The following is a 20,731-nucleotide window of genomic DNA, read 5'->3' on the forward strand; positions in this document are numbered from 1 at the left end:
TTACCCGCTGCGCGGTGACGTGCCGTACACCTGTGCCCGCTGTGTCTGACTTCTAGTGACATTGATCAGTAATACGTCACAAACGTGGGCGACTTCTGCGTGCTCGGCAGCACCTTGAAGTGACGCAGCGTGAATGCCATCATGTCGCGGAACGCCGGACCCGCCACCTTGCCGCCGGCCCCGAGTCCGGGCGCCTTGACGAACACGGCGATGACGTAGCGCGGCGCCTCGGCCGGGGCCATGCCGATGAACGACCCGACCTCGCCCTTGACGTACTTGCCGTTGACGACCTGCGAGCCGGTGCCGGTCTTGCCCGCGATCCGGTAGCCCGCCAGTGCGGCCGAGCGGCCGGTCGCGCCGTCGACGGTGGTGACCGCCTCCATGATCCGGCGCAGCGAGGTCGCTGTCTCGGCGCTGATCACCCGGTGCGACTGCGGTGCCGGGCCGGGGGCGTGCACGCCCTTGGGGTCGATCGTCTCCTTGATCAGGTGCGGCTGCATCCAGACGCCGTCGTTGGCGATGGTCGCGTAGACCTCGGCCATCTGCAGCGGCGTCACGGCCACCCCGTGGCCGATCGGGATCGAGCCGTACGACGATCCGCTCCAGTTCTCCGGCGGCTGCACCAGCCCGGACGACTCACCGGGCACCCCGATCCCGGTCGGCTGCCCGAGCCCGAACTTGCGCTGGTACTCGTACAGCTTCTCCGGGCCCAGCTTGTCGGCGATCTTGATGGTCGCCACGTTCGACGAGTACGCCATCAGCCCCGGCAGCGTGATCTTCGTGCCCTCGGCGAACATGTGCGTGTCCCGGTACGCCGACCCGCCCTTGTAGATCACCGGACCGATGCTGATGGTCGAGTCGGGCTTGACCACGCCCTCCTCCAGCGCCGCCGACAGGGTGACCGCCTTGTGCACCGAACCGGGGTCGACCACGATCGAGGTGGCCGCGTCGACCAGCTCGTTGGGCTTGGCGTTGCCCCAGTCGGCGGCGTTGAACGTCGGGTACGACGCCTGCGCGATCACCTCGCCGGTCTTGACGTCCAGCACCACCGCGGCGCCCCAGATCGCGTGCTCCTGCTCCATGTTCTGGAACAGGATGCGCTGGGCCTGGTACTGCACGTCCCAGTCGATGGTGAGCACCAGCGAGCTGCCCGGCTGCGCCGGCGTCTCGTGGCGGTAGCCGCCGGGGATGGGTTTGCGCAGCTCGGCGTTGCCGACCTCGTACACCAGCTCGCCGTTGTGGCCGCGCAGCACGTCGTCGTAGCGGGCCTCCAGCCCGGCCAGGCCGGTCATGTCGGTGCCGGTGAAGCCGATCAGGTTGGCCGCCAGGTCCGCCCCCGGCACGTCGCGGCGCTCGTCGCGCTCGACCCGGATCCCGGGCAGCTTCATCGCGCGCACCACCTCGGCGGTCTCCACGCTCAGGCCCCGGGTCAGCCAGCGGAACCGCACCGGCCCGCCGATGACCTCCTGGGTGCCCTTGCGCAGCAGCGGCTCCAGCTCGGAGGGGGCCTTGCCCAGCAGCGGCGCCAGCTTCTGGGCTGTACCCACCGGATCGGTCACCAGCTCCGGGTCCACGGCGACGAAGCGGGCCTCGACGCTGCGCGCCAGCACCGCCCCGTCCCGGTCGAAGATCGCGCCGCGCGGCGCGGCCAGGCCGACCTCGTCCAGGCGCTCCTTGAGCCCGGCCGCCGCGAACGCGGGCGCGTCGGCGAGCTGGAACTGGACCAGCCGGATGCCGATGACCACGAACAGCAGCAGCGACAGCACCGTGGCCAACCGCAGCCGCCGGTTGGGCGAGCCCAGGCGGGGCGGGGTGGGCGTGGTCGCACCCGGCCGGTCCGGGCCGCCGCGTCGCTGCGGGCCGCGTCGCTGCCACGGGGGTACGACCACAGCCTCGCGCCGGGCCGCCTCGCGCGCCCTGACGGGACCCCGCTTCGGTTCCCGCCCCGCGGGTTCGCCGCGTCCGGCCGTGCGCTTGAGCCCGGCGGCCGCCCGGGTCGGCGGCTCGTCGGCGCGGCCGCCGCGAACCATGCGCAGCGCGGCCCGGCGCCGCTGCAGCTCCCGCTCGGCCAGCGCGTCGAGTTCGTCCTCGTCCTCGACCGGCGACGCTTCTCTCGGCGCGCTACGGGCGCCGCGCGGGGCCGCGTCGGCACGGGCGCGGCCGACCGGGGGTACGTGCTGAACGCGCGGGTCCTCGCCCCCGTCGGCGGCGTCGGTGTCCCCGGCCCGGGGAGCCCCGTCGCGCACGGTGCGGCCACGCGGCGTGAAGGCGCGTGCGTCGGAGATGCCTGAACGGCGGCCGGTCCCGCGCCGGGGTGATTCCTCGTCCTCGCGTCGCGCCATGGTCTCTCCTCACATTGGAGCCGCCCGGTCCTCACTGGCCCCAAGATCCGCCGAGTCGCCGAGCGGTCGGCCACTGGACGAGCCCCGACAGGCCCGAGTGCCCGGCGACTCGGAACACGGCGGCGCCCGGCGCCGTCGGCGGGGGTGCCGCGACGGCACCGGGCGGGCCGCAACGGCGCCACGGCGCGACCCGGGCGGGGCCGCGCCGTGGCGCGCTCACGTATTACTGGCTGGTGATGCTGGGCTTGCCGGTGGCCGGCTGCGGCACCCCGATGATCTTGCCGTCGGGCAGCCGGATGAACGCGGGTGAACCCGCGGGCACCAGGCCCAGCCGCTTGGCCGCCGCCTCCAGGCGACCCGGCGACTCCGCCTCCGCGATCTCCTGGCTCACCTGCTGCTCACGCAGGTCCAGCTGGGCCTGCTTGTGCTTGAGATCGGTCAACTGCAGGCCGCTCTCGGCGATCTTGGTGTTGAGCACCAGGATGCCGAGCACCCCGGCCACCACGACCAGCACGATGAGCAGCACGAACGGCGTACGCGGCGCGGCCACCGGCACCGGGGGCGCCAGCCGCAGCCGCGGCCGACGCACCGGCTCCTCGGCCGGCTGCGCCGCCAGCGCGGCGTTGCCATTGGTGCGGTACCGCCCACGCGCGGTCCCGCGCTCGGGCAGGGCCACCGTCTCGTGCGTCGCGCTCCGACCCCCCGGGCGCGGCGCCGCCTGCGGCGGCTCGTTGCTGCGGCGCGATGCCCGCAGCGGTGTCACGTTCATCTTTGCCCCCTTTGCTCGCAGCTGTCGGTTCATGGACCGTGGTCCCTGTCGATCGTCTCCGCCGCGCGCAACCGCACCGATCCGGCTCGCGGGTTGCGCGCCACCTCCTCGTCGCTGGGCAGCTCCGCCCCACCCCGGGTGAGCAGCTTCAGCGTCGGCCCGGTCCCCGGCAGCTCGATCGGCAGTCCGATCGGAGCGGTGCTGCGGGCGCGGGCCACGAAGGCCTGCTTGGTGATCTTGTCTTCGAGCGAGTGGTACGACAGCACGACCACCCGCCCTCCCGGCGTCAGCGCGTCGATCGTCCGCGGCAGTGCCCGCTCCCAGGTGGACAGCTCGCCGTTGACCTCGATACGCAGCGCCTGGAACGTCCGCTTCGCCGGATGTCCCCCGGTACGCCGGGCCGGGGCCGGGATCGAGTCCCGCACCAGCTCGGCCAGCAGCGCCGATGACGTGATCGGCGCCTTGGCACGTTCGCGCACGATCGCCGCGGCGATCTTGGACGCGAACTTCTCCTCGCCGTACACCCGCAGCACGCGGGTGAGCTCGGCGTGGGAGTAGTTGTTGACGATCTCCTGGGCGGTCGTGCCGGTGGTCTGATCCATCCGCATGTCCAGCGGCGCGTCCTGGGCGTAGGCGAACCCGCGGTCGGCCGCGTCGAGCTGCAGCGACGACACGCCCAGGTCGAACAGGGCGCTGTCGATCGCGTCGAGGCCCAGCTTGACCAGCACGTCGGGCAGCTCGTCGTAGACGGCGTGCACGAGATGGATCCGGTCGGCGAAGGGAGCCAGCCGTCGTTGCGAGTGGGCCAGGGCCTCGGTGTCGCGGTCCAGTCCCACCAGGATCGTGTTCGGGTGCGCGGTGAGCACCGCCTCGGCGTGGCCGCCGAGACCCAGCGTGCCGTCGACGTGGATGGTGCGTCCGTCGGGGCCGCGACCGGGCCGGTCGAGAGCGGGAGCCAGCAGTTGTAGGCATCGATCGAGCAGAACCGGTACGTGAACGCCACGCGGTTCCACCATGGTCGAGCCCCCCTGTTCGCTGTGCCTGCCGTCGTACCGCCAGATCCCCATCCGCTTCCCCGTCCCGCCTCGCGGCCGAGGTGGGAGCGAATGCGCCTGGCATCGGGGAAGTGATGCCAGGTGCCGGAGCGGGTGGAGATCTCGCGGTACGGCGGCCCGGGTCCGGCTTTCGCGCGCCGGGACCCGCCCATCCTCATAGACCGCCGGGCAGCACCCCCTCCTCGATGTCGGCGAACTCGTCCTCGTTCGCCGCGAGGTAGGACTCCCACGACGGTTTGTCCCAGATCTCGACCCGGGTGCTCGCCCCGATGACCACCAGGTCACGGTCGAGCCCCGCGTATTCACGCAGGTGGGGCGGGATGGTGACCCGGCCCTGCTTGTCGGGGACCTCGTCGTGGGCGCCCGCGAAGAAGACCCGGCCGTAGGCGCGGGCCGCCTTGTTCGTCATGGGCGCCTCGGCGAGCTGTCCCGCGATGCGCTGGAACTCGGGCACCGTGAAGACATAGAGGCAGCGCTCCTGCCCTTTGGTGATCACGACACCTCCCGCCAGCTCGTCCCGGAACCGGGCAGGCAGGATCAGCCGACCCTTCTCGTCCAGCCGGGGAGTATGGGTGCCCAGGAACATCGGCCCCCACCCCCTCTTAGACCGACGCCGCGACTGCGCTCGTTTCGCGGACGAGCCCATACGCGGTGCCTGCGGGGCCGGCGGACCCACGGCCCGCCATTGCGCCCCACTTTACTCCACTTCCCTCCACCGTCAATGCGAAATCAGCCTTCCGGGTGCCTTACCGCTCCATATCGCCGCAGCTCATCGCCGGTGGAGTGGAGTGGAGCGGCGGCGCGCCGGGTAACCAAGGTCATTCTTTTGACACCCGGTTGCGGGTACGCCGAAGGGCACTGCTCGTCACATGGCGCTGCGCGAACGTCGCGGAGCGTGGCGAGACAGTGCCCTTCGGCAGCGTCTTCGAAAGTTTTCGGATCAGGCCGTTTCGTCTTCGTCCGGCAGGGTGTCGGCGTCCGGCGGCTGCGGACGCTCGTCGTCGACCGAAGCCTGCGCCGAGGCGGGCGGGCGGGGCGCCGCCGTCGCGGCGGGCGCGCCCAGCAGACTCACCGCGGCCAGGCCGGCGCCCAGGGAGAGCACGAGGCGGGTGGGGTCGAAACGGGGACGGCGATCGGAGGGTTCCTGCACGGCGGGTCCTTCCCGGGTCCAGCGGCGGCCGCACCGGTACGCGCGGCGACTCGCCCCTGCCCGGGATCCATCGTGAGGGGGTGGCGCAAGCGGACCGGGCAGGGCTCGGTTGATCCGCCTGGCGCAGCAGCTCGGCACCTGGGTCACAGGTTCCGCCACACGCGGCTGCCCACTCGTTTTATCCCATTGCGGCCAAATAGGCAATACGCAGGGAAAACTCGCGGTCAGACGGTGTTCTGCGCCACAGGTCCGGCGCACCTGCCGGGTCAGGTAGCCTCTCCGGCGTGACGGAGAAGAAACTGCCGCTGCGCGCCACCCTTGCGGCGTCGGTGTCGCGTACCGCCGCGGCGCTGTCGCGCGCCACCGGACGCGGTGACGGATCGGTCATCGGCGGGCGCCTCGGCATGATGATCGACCCCGACCTGCTGGCCCACCTGGCCGCCGGCCGCCGGATAGCCTTGGTCTCCGGCACCAACGGCAAGACCACCACCACCCGGTTCACCGCCGCGGCGGTCGGCGTGCTGGGCGAGGTCGCCACCAACTCGTTCGGCGCCAACATGCCCACCGGGCACACCTCCGCCCTGGCCCGTGCCGGCGCCACGCCGTACGCGGTGCTCGAGGTCGACGAGCACTACCTCGCGCAGGTGCTGACGGCCACCACGCCCCTGGTCGTGGCGCTGCTGAACCTGTCGCGCGACCAGCTCGACCGGGCCAAGGAAGTCGCGATGATGGCGCAGCTGTGGCGCGACGCGCTGGCCGACCACCCCGACGTGCACGTGGTGGCCAACGCCGACGACCCCATGGTCGTCTACGCCGCCGCCGCGCACGCCGCCGCCGGCACCGGTGGGGTCACCTGGTTCTCGGCCGGGCAGCGTTGGCGCGAGGACGCGCACGTCTGCCCCGCCTGCGGCGCCCACATCGACCGCGACGGCACCGACGACGGCTGGCGCTGCGCCACCGGCGACCTGGTCCGGCCCACCCCGCAGTGGACCGTCGGCGACAGCGCCGTGATCGACCCCGAGGGCGTGTCGCACGAGCTCAAGCTGCAGCTCCCCGGCAAGGTCAACGTCGGCAACGCGGCGACCGCGCTGGCCGTGGCGCACCGGTTCGGCGTCGACCCGGCCGCGGCCGCGCCCCGGCTCGCCGAGGTCGCCAGCGTCGCGGGCCGCTACGCCCAGGTCGACCGGGACGGCCGCAACATCCGCCTGCTGCTGGCCAAGAACCCGGCCAGCTGGCTGGAGGCGTTCGACATGGCCGAGCAGCAGCCCACGCTGCTGTCCATCAACGCCCGCGACCCCGACGGCTTCGACACCAGCTGGCTGTTCGACGTCGACTTCGCACCGCTGCGCGGCCGCCAGGTGCTCATCACCGGCGACCGGGCGTACGACCTCGCCGTCCGGCTGGAGGTCAACGAGGTGCCGTTCACGCACGTCAAGACCTTCGCCGAGGCGGTCGCGGCGGTGCCGCCCGGCCGGCTGGAAGTGATCGCGAACTACACCGCGTTCCAGGACATCCGAGCGGAGTTGGATCGAGTTGTCTAGCGCACTGCAGATCGTCTGGGTCTACCCCGACCTGCTCTCCACGTACGGCGACCGGGGCAACATGCTGATCCTGGCGCACCGGGCCAAGGCGCGCGGCATCCCCGTGCAGACCGTCGAGGTCCGCTCCGACGAGCCGCTGCCCACCGGCGACATCTACCTGCTCGGCGGCGGCGAGGACGGCCCGCAGGCCCTGGCCGCGCAGCGGCTCAACGCCGACCGGGGGCTGCACCGCGCCGTCGACCGGCGCGCCGTGGTGTTCGCCGTGTGCGCCGGGTACCAGCTGCTCGGGCGCAGCTTCTACGCCAAGGGCGCCGAGTGCGCCGGGCTGGACCTGCTCGACCTGTACTCCGACCGCGGCCCGACCCGGGCCGTCGGCGAGCTGGCCGGCGAGGTCGACCCGACGCTGGGCGTGCCCATGCTGACCGGGTTCGAAAACCACGGCGGCCGCACCCACCTCGGGCGCGGCGTCCGGCCGCTGGTCCGGGTGAAGACGGGCATCGGCAACGACGGCGTCAGCGAGGGTGCCTGGAAGGGCACCGTGCTGGGCACGTACTCCCACGGCCCCGCCCTGTCGCGCAACCCCGGCCTGGCCGACCTGCTGCTGCGCTGGGCCACCGGCGAGGAGACCCTGCCGGCGATGGACGACACCTGGCCCACCCGCCTGCGCAACGAGCGCCTGTCCGCCACAGGACTCGCGTGACCGGCACCGCCCGCGCCTCCGACGCCGTGACCAGCGATCCCGCATCGCAGGCACACGCCGAGGCCCTGACAGAGGCCACCGCCAAGACCAACGCATCGGCGCCTCGGGCGTCGGCGACGCGCTGGACGCGGGCCGTCGGGCTGGCCCTGCTGGTTGCCGCCGCCGCGATCGGCGCGTGGCTGCTGCCGCTGGAGCGGCTGCCGGCGTGGGTGGACCAGCTGGGTCCGGCGGCGCCCGTCGTGGCGGTGCTGGTGTGCGCGGGGCTGCTCAGCGCGCTGGTACCGCGTACCGCGATCTCGCTGGGCTGCGGCGCGCTGTTCGGTGCGGTGATGGGCGCGACCTGGTCGATGGTGGCGGCGCTGCTCGCCGCGGCGTTCACCTACGCGGCGGGGCGGTGGGCCGGGCGTGACCTGGTCGCGGCCCGCGCCGGGGACCGGCTGCAGCGGCTGGACCGCTGGCTGGCCGCGCACGGCCTGCTGGCCGTGGTCGTGGTGCGGTTGCAGCCGATCGCCCCGTTCGGGCTGGTCGGGTATGCCTACGGCACGTCGACGACGCGGTTCCGGCACTACCTGCTGGGCACGCTCATCGGCGGGGTGCCGTCCTCGTTCAGCTACGCCACCATCGGGGCGGCCGCCGTGGCGCCGCACACGCTGAGCTGGCTGACGTTCATACCCGCCGCCAGCGGCATTCTCATCAGCGCCGCCGCCGCGGTGCACTGGCGCCGCCAGTCCCTGCGCAACCGGCGGCTCGCCCCGGCGTGATCCGACCGCCCCCGGCCGCCGAGTACGACTGCGGGGCGCCCGATGGCCGGAGCCGCAGTCAGTCGGCGGTTCCGGCCGGGACCACCCACCGCGTCGGCTGGCCGGTCACGGCGGCGATGGTCTCGAAGTCGCGGTCGTAGTGCAGGACTGTCAGGCGCTGGGACTCGGCCGTCGCGGCCAACAGCAGATCAGGGATGGAAGCTGCCCGGTGCTGCCCGCGGCGGGCCAGCTCGTGCTGCACCTCGGCGGCCCGGTCCCAGGCTCGTTCGGGCACGGGCACCCAGGTGAACGCCAACCGGAACCGGGAGGCACCGGCCTCGTACTCGGACAGGTTCCGGGCGGAGTAGAGGGTCTCCAACTCGGACACCGGACACATCGCCACTCGGCCCGCTTCGATCAGCGGTCCGAGCACCGCCTGCACGGCCGGATGGCGCAGCCGGTGCAGCGCGCTGGTGTCGATGAGATAGGTCACGACCATGCCGCGCGGCGGACCTCGTCGTCGCCCAGGTCCGCGAAGGCGCCCTCGGCGAACATCTCGATCAGTTCGCGGCGGGCCTTGGCGGCGATGACCTCGCGGATCGCCAGCCGGACCACCTCGGTGTTCTTGGTCGTGCCCAGGATGTCCTTGGCCTTGGCCAACTCCTCCTGGTCGATGTCCACCAGCACCTGCGTCATGAACATCCTCCCCAAATCTTTAAAGATTTCCTGCAAGAAAGTTTAGTTCTCCACCTGGAAAAACGTAAGCCCTCGGCCGGACGGCGGCCGAGGGCATACGCGGGGGTCGCGGGTCAGACGACGATGCTGACCAGGCGGCCCGCCACGACGATGACCTTCTTGGGGTCCTTGCCGCCCAGCGCGTCGGTCACGGCCGACAGGGCGGCCGCGCGGATCTCGTCCTCGCTCGCGTCCGCGGCGACCTCGACCCGACCGCGCACCTTGCCGTTGACCTGCACCGGGTAGGTGACCTGCTCGGCGGCCAGCAGCGCCGGGTCGGCGACCGGGAAGTCGGCGAAGGTCAGCGAGGCGTCGTGGCCCAGCTTGCGCCACAGCTCCTCGGCGATGTGCGGGGCGACCGGTGCCAGCATCAGCACCAGCGGCTCGGCGATCTCGCGCGGGGTGGCACCGGCCTTGGTCACCGCGTTGGTCAGCTCGATCAGCTTCGCGATGGCGGTGTTGAAACGCAGCGCCGCCATGTCCTCGCGGACCCCGGCGATGACGCGGTGCAGCAGGCGGCGCAGCTCGTCACCGGCCGGGGTGTCGACCACCACGACGGCGCCGGTCTGCTCGTCGACGATGGAGCGCCAGACGCGCTGCAGGAAGCGCTGCGCGCCGACGACCGCGCGGGTGTCCCAGGGGCGGGACACTTCCAGCGGGCCCATCGACATCTCGTAGACGCGGAAGGTGTCGGCGCCGTACCGCTCGCACATCTCGTCGGGCGTGACGACGTTCTTCAGCGACTTGCCCATCTTGCCGTACTCGCGGTTGACCTTCTCGCCGTTCCAGGTCCAGATCGTGGGCTGCTCCTCGGTCACCTCCTCGGCGGGCACGTAGGTGCCGCGGTCGTCGGTGTAGGCGTACGCCTGGATGTAGCCCTGGTTGAACAGGCGGTGGTACGGCTCGAAGCTGCTGACGTGGCCCAGGTCGAACAGCACCTTGTGCCAGAACCGGGCGTACAGCAGGTGCAGCACGGCGTGCTCGACGCCGCCGACGTACAGATCCACGCCGCCGGAGTCGCCCGCCTCGCGCGGGCCGACCCAGTACGCCTCGTTCTGCGGGTCGACGAACGCCTTGTCGTTGGTCGGGTCCAGGTAGCGCAGCTGGTACCAGCACGAGCCGGCCCACTGCGGCATGGTGTTGGTCTCCCGGGTGTACTGCTTCGGCCCGTCGCCCAGGTCCAGCGTCACCTCGACCCAGTCGCCCTTGCGCGACAGCGGCGTCTCCGGCGAGGAGTTGGCGTCGTCGGCCGCGAACGTCTTGGGCGAGAAGTCGTCGACCTCGGGCAGCTCGACCGGCAGCATCGACTCGGGCAGCGCGATGGCCTGGCCGTCCTCGGCGTACACGATCGGGAAGGGCTCGCCCCAGTAGCGCTGGCGGCTGAACAGCCAGTCGCGCAGCCGGTAGGTGATGGCGCCCTGGCCGCGACCCTCGGTCTCCAGCCACTCGATGATCTTCGCCTTGGCCTCGGCGACGCCCAGCCCGTCCAGCATGCCGGAGTTGATCGCCGGGCCGTCGCCGGTGAACGCCTTGCCGTCGAAACCCTCGGTCGGCTGCACGGTACGGATGATCGGCAGCTCGAAGACCTCGGCGAACTCCCAGTCGCGCTCGTCCTGACCGGGCACCGCCATGATCGCGCCGGTGCCGTAGCCGGCCAGCACGTAGTCGGCGATGAACACCGGCAGCTTCGCCCCGTTGACCGGGTTTACCGCGAACGCGCCCGTGAACACGCCGGTCTTGGTCTTGGCGTCGGCCTGGCGCTCCACGTCGGTCTTGCTCGCCGCGAACGCCCGGTAGGCGGCCACGGCCTGGGCCGGGGTGTCGTGCCCGCCGGTCCACACCGCGTGCGTGCCGTCCGGCCACGCCGCCGGGGCGATCTCGTCGACCAGCTCGTGCTCGGGCGCGACCACCATGTACGTGGCGCCGTAGACGGTGTCGGGGCGGGTGGTGAAGACGCGTACCTGCTGGTCGGAGCCGTCGACGGCGAACGAGATGTGGGCGCCGGTGGAGCGGCCGATCCAGTTGCGCTGCATCGCCTTGATGGCCTCGGGCCAGTCCAGCGTGTCCAGGTCGTCGATCAGGCGGTCGCCGTACGCGGTGATGCGCATCATCCACTGCTTCAGGCTGCGCTTGAAGACCGGGAAGTTGCCCCGCTCGCTGCGGCCGTCGGCGGTGACCTCCTCGTTGGCCAGCACGGTGCCCAGGCCGGGGCACCAGTTGACCGGCGCCTCACTGACGTACGCCAGGCGGTGCTCGTTGATGACCGCGCGGCGCTCGGCGACGGACTTGCCCGCCCAGGTCGGGTCCTCGGCCGCGAACTTCGCCTCCAGCTCGGCGATCGGGCGGGCGCGGCCCGCCTCGGCGTCGTACCAGGAGTTGAAGACCTGCAGGAAGATCCACTGGGTCCAGCGGTAGAAGTCCACGTCGGTGGTGGCGACCGAGCGGCGCGGATCGTGGCCCAGGCCCAGCATGCGCAGCTGCTCGCGGTAGCGCGCGATGTTGCGGTCGGTGGTCACCCGGGGGTGGGTGCCGGTCTGCACCGCGTACTGCTCGGCGGGCAGGCCGAAGGAGTCGAAGCCCATCGTGTGCAGCACGTTGAAGCCCGCCATGCGCTGGAAGCGGGCGAACACGTCGGTGCCGATGAAGCCCAGCGGGTGGCCCACGTGCAGGCCCGCCCCCGACGGGTACGGGAACATGTCCAGCACGAACTGCTTGGCCGCGCCGAAGCGGGGGTGCGCCGGGTCGGCCAGCGGGCCGGTCGGGTTCGGGGCGTGGAAGGTGCCGTGCTCGTCCCAGTAGTCCTGCCAGTGCCGCTCGATCTTGCCCGCCAGGGCGGCGGTGTAGCGGAACGCGGGGACGTCGGCCGAGGTCTCGGCTTGCTCACTCATGTCAAATCCTCAACGAAATCAGTTCGCGATCTCAGGCTCGGTTCTCAGCGGAGAGAGGCCGCCACCGCGCGGCCACCGGGAGCTGGGCATGCTGTGCCTCCGTTTATGTCCGCTCCGCGGGCATAAAAAATCCCCTCGCGCAGGAGGGGTCGCCGTGCTCACGCGCGCTCTGTCGCGTCAGCACGGCCTGCTAAGGAGCACCAGCTTCCGGGCCATGTCCGCATGATACCGCGTACGCGCGCGGGACGGCATCTCGCATACCGCCCATTGCGCGCACACCCCCCGCGCGTAACACTGCGGTCACGACGGAACGTGCTCGTCCGCTCGCGCGTCGCAGACCCTGCGCGTGAACGGCGGGTGTTCCGCAAGGCAACCAACGCCGCGACCTTGAGCGTTCTGGTCGGGGCCAGGTGATCAGAATGGTGGGAGGCCTGGGTGACCAAGATCAGCGTGCACCACACGCCCCACGGTTGCGAACTTCAGGAGGACATGTGACCACGCAACGAGGTGGGAGCGAACTCACCGACCCCATGACGGTCGAAGAGTTCAAGGCCACGACCAACGCGATCGTGGCCAACATCGAGCAGGTCATCGAGGGCAAGACCGCCACCGTGCGGCTGGCGCTGGCGGTGTTGCTGGCCGAGGGCCACCTGCTCATCGAGGACGTGCCCGGCGTCGGCAAGACGAAGCTGGCCAAGGCGCTGGCCCGCTCCATCGACTGCTCGGTGCGGCGGATCCAGTTCACCCCCGACCTGCTGCCCAGCGACGTCACCGGCGTCAGCGTCTACAACCAGGAGACGCGCGAGTTCGAGTTCAAGCCGGGCGCGGTCTTCGCCAACCTGGTGGTCGGCGACGAGATCAACCGGGCCTCGCCGAAGACCCAGTCCGCGCTGCTGGAGTGCATGGAGGAGCACCAGGTCACCGTCGACGGCGAGACGTACGCGATGGACATGCCGTTCATGGTGATCGCCACGCAGAACCCGATCGAGATGGAGGGCACGTACCCGCTGCCCGAGGCGCAGCGCGACCGCTTCACCGCGCGCATCGCGATGGGCTACCCCGACGCGGCGGCCGAGTACGCGATGCTCGACGGCTACCACTCACACGACCCCCTCGAAGACCTGACCGCGGTCGTCGACGCGGGCACGGTGCGCCGCCTGATCGGCACCGTACGCAGCGTGCACGTGGCCGAGGCGGTCAAGCGCTACGCCGTCGAACTGGTCACCGCCACCCGCGAAGCCCCCGAACTGCGCCTGGGCGCCTCCCCGCGCTCGACGCTGCAGCTGCTGCGCACCGCCAAGGCGGTCGCGGCGCTGGACGGCCGCGACTACGTCGTCCCCGACGACCTGCAGACCCTGGCCGTGCCGGTGCTCGCGCACCGGGTCATCCCCACCGCCGACGCGCAGCTGGCCCGGCGGACCACCGACGCGATCCTGTCGGAGCTGGTGCACCGGCTGCCCGTGCCGCACGACCGGCGCTCGCAGTACGACACCCGCCCCGCCACCCCGCCGAACTCCTTCTACGACCGGCGGGGCTGACCGATGCGCGAGGCGCTGCGAGGGCTGACCACCCGGGGCCGGTCCTTCCTGGCCGCCGGGGTCGCCGCGCTGCTGTGCGCGGTCGTGCTCGGCGAGAAGGACCTGATGCGGGTGGCGGTGCTGCTGGTGGCACTGCCGCTGCTCGCGGCGCTGCACGTGGGCCGGGCGAGGTACCGGCTCGCGTGCACGCGCAGTCTCGACCCGTACCGCGTGCAGGCGGGCGCCAGCGCCCGCGTGCTGCTGCGGCTGCAGAACGTGTCCCGGCTGCCCACCGGCACCCTGCTGCTGGAGGACCGGCTGCCCTACGCGCTGGGCAGCCGTCCCCGGCTGGTGCTGGAGCGGCTGGGCGCGCAGCAGGCCAGCTCGGTGGCGTACACCGTGCGCGCCGAGCTGCGCGGCCGCTACGACGTCGGCCCGCTGACCCTGCGGATGACCGACCCGTTCGGCCTGTGCGAACTGACCCGCTCCTTCCCGAGCACCGACAAGCTGACCGTGATCCCGCAGGTGTCACCGCTGCAGCTGGTGCGCCTGGCCGGGGAGTACTCCGGCACCGGTGACAGCCGGGCCCGCTCGGTGGCGGTGCACGGCGAGGACGACGCGGCCACCCGCGAGTACCGGCGCGGCGACGACCTGCGTCGGGTGCACTGGCGCTCGACCGCGCGCGTGGGCGAGCTGATGGTGCGCCGCGAGGAGCAGCCCTGGGAGAGCCGGGCCACGGTGCTGCTGGACACCCGCGCCGCCGCCCACCGGGGCGAGGGGCCGACCGCCAGTTTCGAGTGGGCGGTGTCGGCGTCCGCGAGCATCGCGGTGCACCTGCGCCAGGCCGGATACCGGCTGCGCATGGTCACCGACAGCGGCGCCGACCTCGACGCCACCGAGGCGACCGGGGACGGCCTGCTGCTGGACCACCTGGCCGAGGTGAAGACCTCCCAGCGCGGCGACGTGTCGAGCCTGGTCGACCAGGTGCGCCGCCGCGCCGACGGCGGCCTGATCATCGCGGTGCTGGGCTTGCTCACCCCGGGCGAGGCCCGGCTGCTGGCGGCACTGCGCACCAGCGGCACCACCTGCGTGGCGCTGTTCATGGACACCAACACCTGGCTGAACCTGCCCGCGGCCACCCGCGAGGCCGCCGAGCGCGAGCACGCCACGGCGGCGCTGGCGCTGCTGCAGAGCGGCTGGCGCGTACTGCGGGTCAAGCACGGCGACCAGCTGCCCACACTGTGGCCGCAGGCCGCCAAGGGGCAGCAGGGCTTCGCGGTCCGCGCCGCGATGGCCGAGACCGTCGGTATGGGAGGCAGTCGATGAACTCGCGACGGCATCTGGGCCTGGTCGCGGCGGGCACGACGCTGCTCGCGTCCGCCCCGATCTCGCTGATCTTCGAGGGGTACACCTGGCTGTTCCACGCCCTGCTGATGGTCGGGCTGGTGGCCGGGGCGGCGCTGGCGACGCGCTCGCTGCGCGGACGCACCTGGGCCCAGCTGGCGGGCATGATCGCCGCCGTGCTGCTCGGCCTGACCTGGCTGTTCGGCGACGGCACGGCGGCCCTGGGCCTGATTCCCACGCCGAGCACCCTCCGGCACTTCGGCGAGCTGCTGTCGCTGTCCGGCGAGGAGATCCGCAGCAGTTACGTGCCGGTCCCGGACCTGCGCGGCCTGCTGTTCATCAGCGCGATGGGCATCGGCGCGGTGGCGGTCCTGGTGGACCTGTGCGCGGTGAGCCTGCGCCGCCCGGCGCTGGCGGGCCTGCCCATGCTGGCGATCTACTCGGTGCCGGTGGCGGTCTACGTCGACTCGGTGTCGCCGTTGCCGTTCGTGATCGGCGCCGTCGGCTTCCTGTGGCTGCTGGTCAGCGACAACGTCGACCGGGTACGCCGGTTCGGCCGCCGCTTCACCGGCGAGGGCCGCGGCGTGGACGTGTGGGAGCCCTCTCCCCTGTCGGCCACCGGTCGGCGGCTGGCCACGGTCGGCGTCGTCGCCGCGGTGCTGCTGCCGCTGGCGGTGCCCGCGATGGGCGTGGGCTTCTTCGGCCAGTTCGGTACCGGCGAGGGTCTGGGCCAGTCGGGCAAGGGCGGCCGCGGCGCCACCCGGGTCGACCTGTTCGCCGAGCTCAGCGGGCGGCTGCGCGCCTCCCAGGTGCAGGACATGGTCAAGGTCAGCACCACCGACGCCCGGCCGTTCTACCTGCGCTTCGGCGTCGCCGACGAGATCGGCGACAAGGGCTTCTCCAGCCGCCAGCCGGCCGGACAGCCGGTCAACGACAACATGCCGATGCCGGTCGGCCTGGACACCAGCAACGTGGTCACGCTGCGCAACACCGCGCGGGTGGAGGTCACCCAGCAGTTCGCGATGCCGCTGATCCCGGTGTTCGGCGCCCCGGTGTCGATGCGCAAGCTCGGCTCGGCCTGGTCGTACGACCCCAACATGCAGATCGTGTACTCGCAGCGGGAGAACTCGTCGGGGCGCTCCTACGAGTTCGACTACCTGCGCCCGGACTTCACCCCCGACCAGCTGCGCACGGCCCAGCCGCTGCAGGCGTCGGACCCGGTGCAGCGGCAGTTCAGCCGGGTGCCGCAGGTGCAGCTGGTGCAGGACCTGGTCGAGCGGCTGACCAAGGACAAGACCACGCCGTACGACAAGGTCCGCGGCCTGTACGACTACTTCTCGTCCAAGAACGAGTTCCGCTACGACCAGTTGGCCCCCAGCGGCACCAGCGGCGACGCGATCGTCGACTTCCTGGAGGCCAAGCAAGGCTTCTGCGAGCAGTACGCGGCGGCGCTGGCCTGGATGGTGCGCACCGCGGGCATGCCCGCGCGGGTGGCGTTCGGGTTCGCGCTGGGCAACAACTTCCACGACGGCGTCTACACGCTGACCAACAAGAACCTGCACGCCTGGACCGAGGTGTACTTCGCCGGGTTCGGCTGGGTGCCGTTCGACGCCACCCCGGCCGCGTTCGTCATGGGCTCGGTCAACCCGGCCTGGGCACCGAACGTGGACGCGCCGGACCTGACCCCGGGCAACCGCCCGTCGATCGCCCCCGGCGCCAGCGGCGGACCGGACCCGAGTGCCGGGCCGACCCGCCGCAACGTGGACGAGGGTGGCGAGCTGGGCAGCGGCCAGATCACCCCCACCGCGATCCCGCCGGGGGTGTGGTGGTCGCTGGGCGGCGCGTTGGTGCTGCTGCTGGTGCTGGCCGCACCGGCACTGCGCCGGTCGATGCTGCGGCGCCGCCGCGGTCTGCGTACGGCGGCCGGTCCGCGCGCGCCGCTGCCAGAGGGCGCCACCGACACGGCGGCCCCGGAGCTGACCGTGACCGGTGACCTGGACGCGGCCCGCCGCCGCGCCCACCTGGCCTGGGACGAGCTCATCGACACGATGATCGACTTCCGGGTGGCGGTGGACCCGGCGGAGACGCCGCGGGCCACCGTGGAGCGGCTGATCCGGACCCGGCTGACGGGCGCCACCGAGGCGGCCAAGCTGCTCGGCATCGCCGAGGAGAGGGCCCGCTACGCCCCGGCGCCGCTGGCGGCCGACCGCCTCGGCGGGGCGGTACGCGCGGTGCGGGCGGCGCTGGCCGCCGACGCCGACCGCGGCGTACGGCTGGCGGCGGTGCTCATGCCGCCGTCGGTGCTGCTGCGCTGGCGCAACGCCATCTACTCGGCCACCGCCACGCTCTCGGCCCGCTCCACGGCCCTGGGCGACCACCTCGTCCGCCTCACCCGCCCCCTGCGCATCCGCCGCCCCAAACTCCTCCGCTGACCCCCCGCCCGCCGCCCACCTGCCCACCCTTCCCGGCGGGCGGCGGGCGGCGGGCGGCGGCCCAGCGACCCGGGGGTGCCTGCAGTTTCCGGGAAACTGCGCGAATCTTGGCCCGCTTTCATGCAGTTTCCCCGAAACTGCAGCCTGCCGGACGCGACACGACGCGACACGCGCGGCGGGACGCTGCGGGCGGGGCGCGGGCGGCGCGGCGGGACTGGCGGGACGCGGCGCGGGGCATGGGTAGGTGGCGTGGCAGCGACGGCGAAGGGCCGCCCCATCCGGGGCGGCCCTTCGCCGTTGTCGAGGTAGGCGGGGAGGGTTTAGCGGTCGAACTCGCGGCGCTCGCGCCAGCGGCTCTCCAGTCGGTCGATCAGACCCATGCCGCGACGGGTACGCCGCGTGGCGGTTCCTCCGACCGAGCGCAGTTCGGTGCTCTGGCTGCGACGGTGCGCGATCATCCAGTACGCGGCCGCGCTCAGCATCAGCACGAACCCGACCACGCCCAGCCACAGCTTCGAGCTGTCGGCCACGCCGTAGACCACCAGGCCCAGGCCGGCGAGGATGAGCACGATCGAGATGATGATCCGCCGGCGGGCATGGAACTTCGGATCGCTGTGGCGCACGGCCGAAGCGAACTTCGGGTCTTCGGACAGCGACCGCTCGATCTGCTCGAACAGCCTCTGCTCGTGCTCGGATAGCGGCACGGCACTCCTCCCCGGTCCGCCGGGTCTGGCGGTTCGTCTCCTAGGGTGCGTCGAGTCGCCCCATTCCCCAGGTGATGATCGCCAAACCGTGAATACGTGTCGCAGCCGGACGACTGCTACCCGTCAGTCTACGAGGGCAGTGGCGGGTCGGAAAGCGGGACGACCATGCCCGGAGCGGGATTTTGCGACCCCGTCTCACGGGGTGCCGAATCGCGCCGATTCGGCCCGAGAAGACTGGCCGGACGTACGGCCCCGCGACCGAATCGGGCGATCACCGCGTCGGCGGCCACCTCCGCGTCGCGCCACCCCTGTTCCGGCTCGTCCAGCGCGAGCTGGCGCACCGCCCCCTCGGCGTCCAGCAGGCCCTCCAACCGTACGCCGACCAGCCGGATGCGCTGCTGGGAGCGGACCGGCTCGAACAGCTCCCAGGCGGTGGTGAACACGTCGTGGGCCACATCGGTCGGCCCGCCCAGCGTCCGCGAGCGCGACACGGTGCGGAAGTCCGCGAACCGCACCTTGATCGACACGGTGCGGCCCGCCTGGCCGGAGGCGCGGGCCCGCCCGGCCACCTTCTGTGCCAGGGCCAGCAGCGTGCGGCGCAGCGCCTGCGGGTCGTCGACGTCGGTGTCGAAGGTCACCTCGGCGCCGATCGACTTCTCCTGGTGCTCGGTGGTGACCCGACGCGAGTCCCGCCCCGCGGCCAGCTCCCGCAGGTGGGCCGACAGGGCCGGGCCCAGCGCCCCGCGCAGCAGCCCGTCCGGTGCGTGCGCGACGTCGCCGACGGTGCGCAGACCCAGTTTGCGCAGCGTCTCCTCGGTGCGCTCGCCCACGCCCCACAGCACCGACACCGGCAGCGGGTGCAGGAACGCCAGCACCCGGTCGGCCGGGATGACGAGTTGACCGTCCGGTTTGGCCAGGGTGGAGCCGAGCTTGGCCACGAACTTGTTGGGCGCCACCCCGATCGAGCAGGTGAGCCGCTGCTCGGCGGCGACCCGGCGGCGGATCAGGTCGGCGATCTGGGCGGGCGGACCGAACAGGCGGCGGGAGCCCGCGACGTCGAGGAACGCCTCGTCGACCGAGAGCTGCTCGACCAGCGGTGTGACGTCTCGGAACATCGCCATCACGGCGCTCGAGGCCTCGGCGTACGCGGCCATGTCGGGCGAGATGAAGATCGCCTGCGGGCAGCGGGCGCGTGCCATCGCGGTCGGCATCGCGCTGCGTACGCCGTAGGCCCGCGCCTCGTAGCTGGCCGACGACACCACCCCGCGTCCGCCGGTGCCGCCGACCACCACGGGCAGCCCACGCAGCTCGGGGCGGCGGCGCACCTCCACCGAGGCGAAGAAGGCGTCCATGTCGATGTGCAGGATCGGGCAGCCCGAATCGTCGCCGGTCGGCCCGAAGCCAGGCACCGGCGCACCGCCACCGGACGCGCGCCCCACGGGTGCACGCTACCGCGCCGGTCGGACAGCCGTTCGAACGCGACGCCGATGGCTTTCGCCGACTACCGCCGCTGTGCCCGGCGTCGTCCTTCGGACTGGCCGTGCCTGCCGCCAGGCCGGACGGCAGCCCGGTGACGGTCGCGATGCTCCGCAGCGCTGCGGAGCACACCGAGCGGCCACTACCGCGTGCGACCTGCCGTAACGCCGGTCAGCCGCGGTAGACCAGCAGCGGGATCTGCATCTCGACCGGGGTGAGCGAGCCGTGCATCGCGATCATCGGGGCGATGGTGGGGGCGTCGGTGCGGGAGGCCAGCAGCGCCCAGTCGTCCCGGCAGACCAGCACCACGTCGCCGATGCGGGCGGCGTGGTCGGCGACGACCGGGCCGTACCAGCCGGTGGCGATCGCCTCCTCGCGGGTGCCCGCCCAGATCGCGTGGTCGAACCTGGCCCGCCACACCGCGACGAGGTCGTCGGCGGCGCCGGGGGCGGTGTGCAGGTAGCGCACCCGCGGCTCACCGGCGACGTGCCGTACACCCTCGCACAGCTCCGGATCGCCGTGCAGGTCGATCCGTCGGTGCAGGGGAATGTCGCGCTGGCCGTGGTCGGCCGTGACCAATAGCGCCGCGTCGTCGGGCAGCCCCTCGACCAGGACGGTCAGCAGCCGGTCGACCTCGGCCGCGGCGTGCTCCCACTGCGGCGAGGTGAGCCCGTGGTTGTGCCCGGCCTTGTCCAGCTCGGGGTGGTAGCCGTAGACCAGGCTCGGGCCGGGGCCGTCCTTGAGCGCGGCGAGCATCCCGGCGGCGAGCTCGTCGACCCCGACGGCGGGCAGGTAGCGGGCTCCGGTGCTGGTCACGGTGGTCAGGCCGCTGCCGACGTACTCGGGGCGGCTGACCACGACGGTGTTCAGTCCGGCCGCCGCGGCGGCGGCGTAGACCGACGGCACCGGCGACCACCGCGCGGGCTCCGGATCGTCGCGCCACTGGATGTGGCTGATCACCGTGTCGGTGCCGGGCACCAGGCTGTAGAAGCCGAGCACGCCGTGGGCGCCCGGGGCGGCGCCGGTGTTCAGGCTGACCAGGCTGGTGGGGGTGGTCGAGGGGAAGCCGCAGGTGGTGTATCCGGCCGTGCCGAGCCGCCCGGCCAGCGTGTCGGCCACGGTCGGGCCGAACCGCGCCATCGCGGGCAACTGGCCCCAGCCCATGCCGTCGACCAGCAGCACCGCCACCCGGCGTACGTCGGGCAGCCGCGCGGTCAGGCCCAGCCGGTCGGACAGGCCGGGCACTCCGAGCGCGGTCAGCGCCCCGGGCAGTACGTCGGCGATGGTGCCCTCGTCGTAGCGCGGCGCCTGGAACATACGGCCACTCCCCTCTCCGGC

17 protein-coding genes are annotated in these 20,731 nt (G+C 72.5%); 6 read left to right on the plus strand and 11 right to left on the minus strand.

Annotated features, from left to right (window positions below; genetic code table 11):
* Positions 1-65: 65 nt before the first annotated feature.
* From KUA19_RS20225 to KUA19_RS20245, 5 genes are all read right to left on the minus strand, one after another.
* Entirely contained in the window at positions 66-2,342 is a 2,277-nt protein-coding gene (locus tag KUA19_RS20225; RefSeq protein ID WP_217397746.1) for a peptidoglycan D,D-transpeptidase FtsI family protein, read from the minus strand.
* A 223-nt stretch (positions 2,343-2,565) separates the two neighbouring features.
* Complete coding sequence (ftsL, locus tag KUA19_RS20230; protein WP_217397748.1) at positions 2,566-3,111, minus strand: cell division protein FtsL; 546 nt, start codon at positions 3,109-3,111, stop codon at positions 2,566-2,568.
* A 29-nt stretch (positions 3,112-3,140) separates the two neighbouring features.
* Positions 3,141-4,127 (minus strand): 16S rRNA (cytosine(1402)-N(4))-methyltransferase RsmH, encoded by a 987-nt coding sequence (gene rsmH, locus KUA19_RS20235; RefSeq protein ID WP_217397750.1) that lies wholly within the window; start codon positions 4,125-4,127, stop codon positions 3,141-3,143.
* Between the two features lie 193 nt (positions 4,128-4,320).
* A complete protein-coding gene (gene mraZ, locus KUA19_RS20240) occupies positions 4,321-4,752 on the minus strand; it encodes a division/cell wall cluster transcriptional repressor MraZ (protein WP_217397752.1) in 432 nt (143 codons plus the stop codon).
* 354 nt (positions 4,753-5,106) lie between these two features.
* Positions 5,107-5,316, minus strand: a complete 210-nt coding sequence (locus tag KUA19_RS20245; protein ID WP_217397754.1) for a hypothetical protein — start codon at positions 5,314-5,316, stop codon at positions 5,107-5,109.
* 299 nt (positions 5,317-5,615) lie between these two features.
* Between KUA19_RS20245 and KUA19_RS20250 the strand changes: the two genes are divergently transcribed.
* Genes KUA19_RS20250 through KUA19_RS44585 form a run of 3 tightly spaced genes read left to right on the plus strand, consistent with a single transcriptional unit; the run spans position 5,616 to position 8,318 of the window.
* The gene (locus KUA19_RS20250) at positions 5,616-6,857 is read left to right on the plus strand and encodes a Mur ligase family protein (RefSeq protein ID WP_217397987.1); all 1,242 of its coding nucleotides are present in this window, start codon (positions 5,616-5,618) and stop codon (positions 6,855-6,857) included.
* Positions 6,850-7,557 carry a type 1 glutamine amidotransferase gene (locus tag KUA19_RS20255; protein ID WP_254549774.1) on the plus strand — a complete coding sequence of 236 codons (708 nt, stop codon included), beginning with the start codon at positions 6,850-6,852 and terminating at the stop codon, positions 7,555-7,557. Before KUA19_RS20250 ends, KUA19_RS20255 begins: the two co-directional genes overlap by 8 nt.
* Positions 7,554-8,318 (plus strand): TVP38/TMEM64 family protein, encoded by a 765-nt coding sequence (locus tag KUA19_RS44585; RefSeq protein WP_217397756.1) that lies wholly within the window; start codon positions 7,554-7,556, stop codon positions 8,316-8,318. The genes KUA19_RS20255 and KUA19_RS44585 overlap by 4 nt, the downstream gene beginning before the upstream one ends.
* Positions 8,319-8,376: 58 nt before the next feature.
* Here KUA19_RS44585 and KUA19_RS20265 read toward each other — a convergent pair whose 3' ends face one another.
* The 3 genes from KUA19_RS20265 to leuS form a co-directional block, all read right to left on the minus strand.
* Positions 8,377-8,796: a PIN domain nuclease gene (locus tag KUA19_RS20265; RefSeq protein ID WP_217397758.1), complete on the minus strand. Its 420-nt coding sequence runs from the start codon at positions 8,794-8,796 to the stop codon at positions 8,377-8,379.
* Positions 8,787-8,993: a type II toxin-antitoxin system VapB family antitoxin gene (locus KUA19_RS20270; protein WP_217397760.1), complete on the minus strand. Its 207-nt coding sequence runs from the start codon at positions 8,991-8,993 to the stop codon at positions 8,787-8,789. The genes KUA19_RS20265 and KUA19_RS20270 overlap by 10 nt, the downstream gene beginning before the upstream one ends.
* Positions 8,994-9,106: 113 nt before the next feature.
* On the minus strand, positions 9,107-11,920 hold the full coding sequence (gene leuS / locus KUA19_RS20275; RefSeq protein ID WP_217397762.1) for a leucine--tRNA ligase: 2,814 nt from the start codon (positions 11,918-11,920) through the stop codon (positions 9,107-9,109).
* 530 nt (positions 11,921-12,450) lie between these two features.
* Between leuS and KUA19_RS20280 the strand changes: the two genes are divergently transcribed.
* From KUA19_RS20280 to KUA19_RS20290, 3 genes are read left to right on the plus strand one after another with little or no spacing between them, the layout of a single operon-like run.
* A complete protein-coding gene (locus KUA19_RS20280) occupies positions 12,451-13,458 on the plus strand; it encodes an AAA family ATPase (RefSeq protein WP_217397991.1) in 1,008 nt (335 codons plus the stop codon).
* Positions 13,459-13,461: 3 nt separating this feature from the next.
* A complete protein-coding gene (locus KUA19_RS20285) occupies positions 13,462-14,763 on the plus strand; it encodes a DUF58 domain-containing protein (protein WP_217397764.1) in 1,302 nt (433 codons plus the stop codon).
* On the plus strand, positions 14,760-17,213 hold the full coding sequence (locus KUA19_RS20290; protein ID WP_217397766.1) for a transglutaminase TgpA family protein: 2,454 nt from the start codon (positions 14,760-14,762) through the stop codon (positions 17,211-17,213). Before KUA19_RS20285 ends, KUA19_RS20290 begins: the two co-directional genes overlap by 4 nt.
* 320 nt (positions 17,214-17,533) lie before the next feature.
* Here KUA19_RS20290 and KUA19_RS20295 read toward each other — a convergent pair whose 3' ends face one another.
* The 3 genes from KUA19_RS20295 to KUA19_RS20305 all read right to left on the minus strand — a co-directional run bounded on the left by KUA19_RS20295 (position 17,534) and on the right by KUA19_RS20305 (position 20,710).
* Positions 17,534-17,917 carry an SCO2097 family morphological protein gene (locus KUA19_RS20295; protein ID WP_217397768.1) on the minus strand — a complete coding sequence of 128 codons (384 nt, stop codon included), beginning with the start codon at positions 17,915-17,917 and terminating at the stop codon, positions 17,534-17,536.
* 128 nt (positions 17,918-18,045) lie between these two features.
* Positions 18,046-19,356, minus strand: coding sequence for a DNA polymerase IV (gene dinB, locus KUA19_RS20300; RefSeq protein WP_217397770.1), 1,311 nt, complete (start codon positions 19,354-19,356; stop codon positions 18,046-18,048).
* Positions 19,357-19,564: 208 nt separating this feature from the next.
* Positions 19,565-20,710, minus strand: coding sequence for an alkaline phosphatase family protein (locus KUA19_RS20305; protein ID WP_217397771.1), 1,146 nt, complete (start codon positions 20,708-20,710; stop codon positions 19,565-19,567).
* Between the last annotated feature and the right edge of the window lie 21 nt (positions 20,711-20,731).

It is taken from the genome of Catellatospora tritici (assembly GCF_019083965.1).
GTDB classification, from domain to species: Bacteria; Actinomycetota; Actinomycetes; order Mycobacteriales; family Micromonosporaceae; genus Catellatospora; species Catellatospora tritici.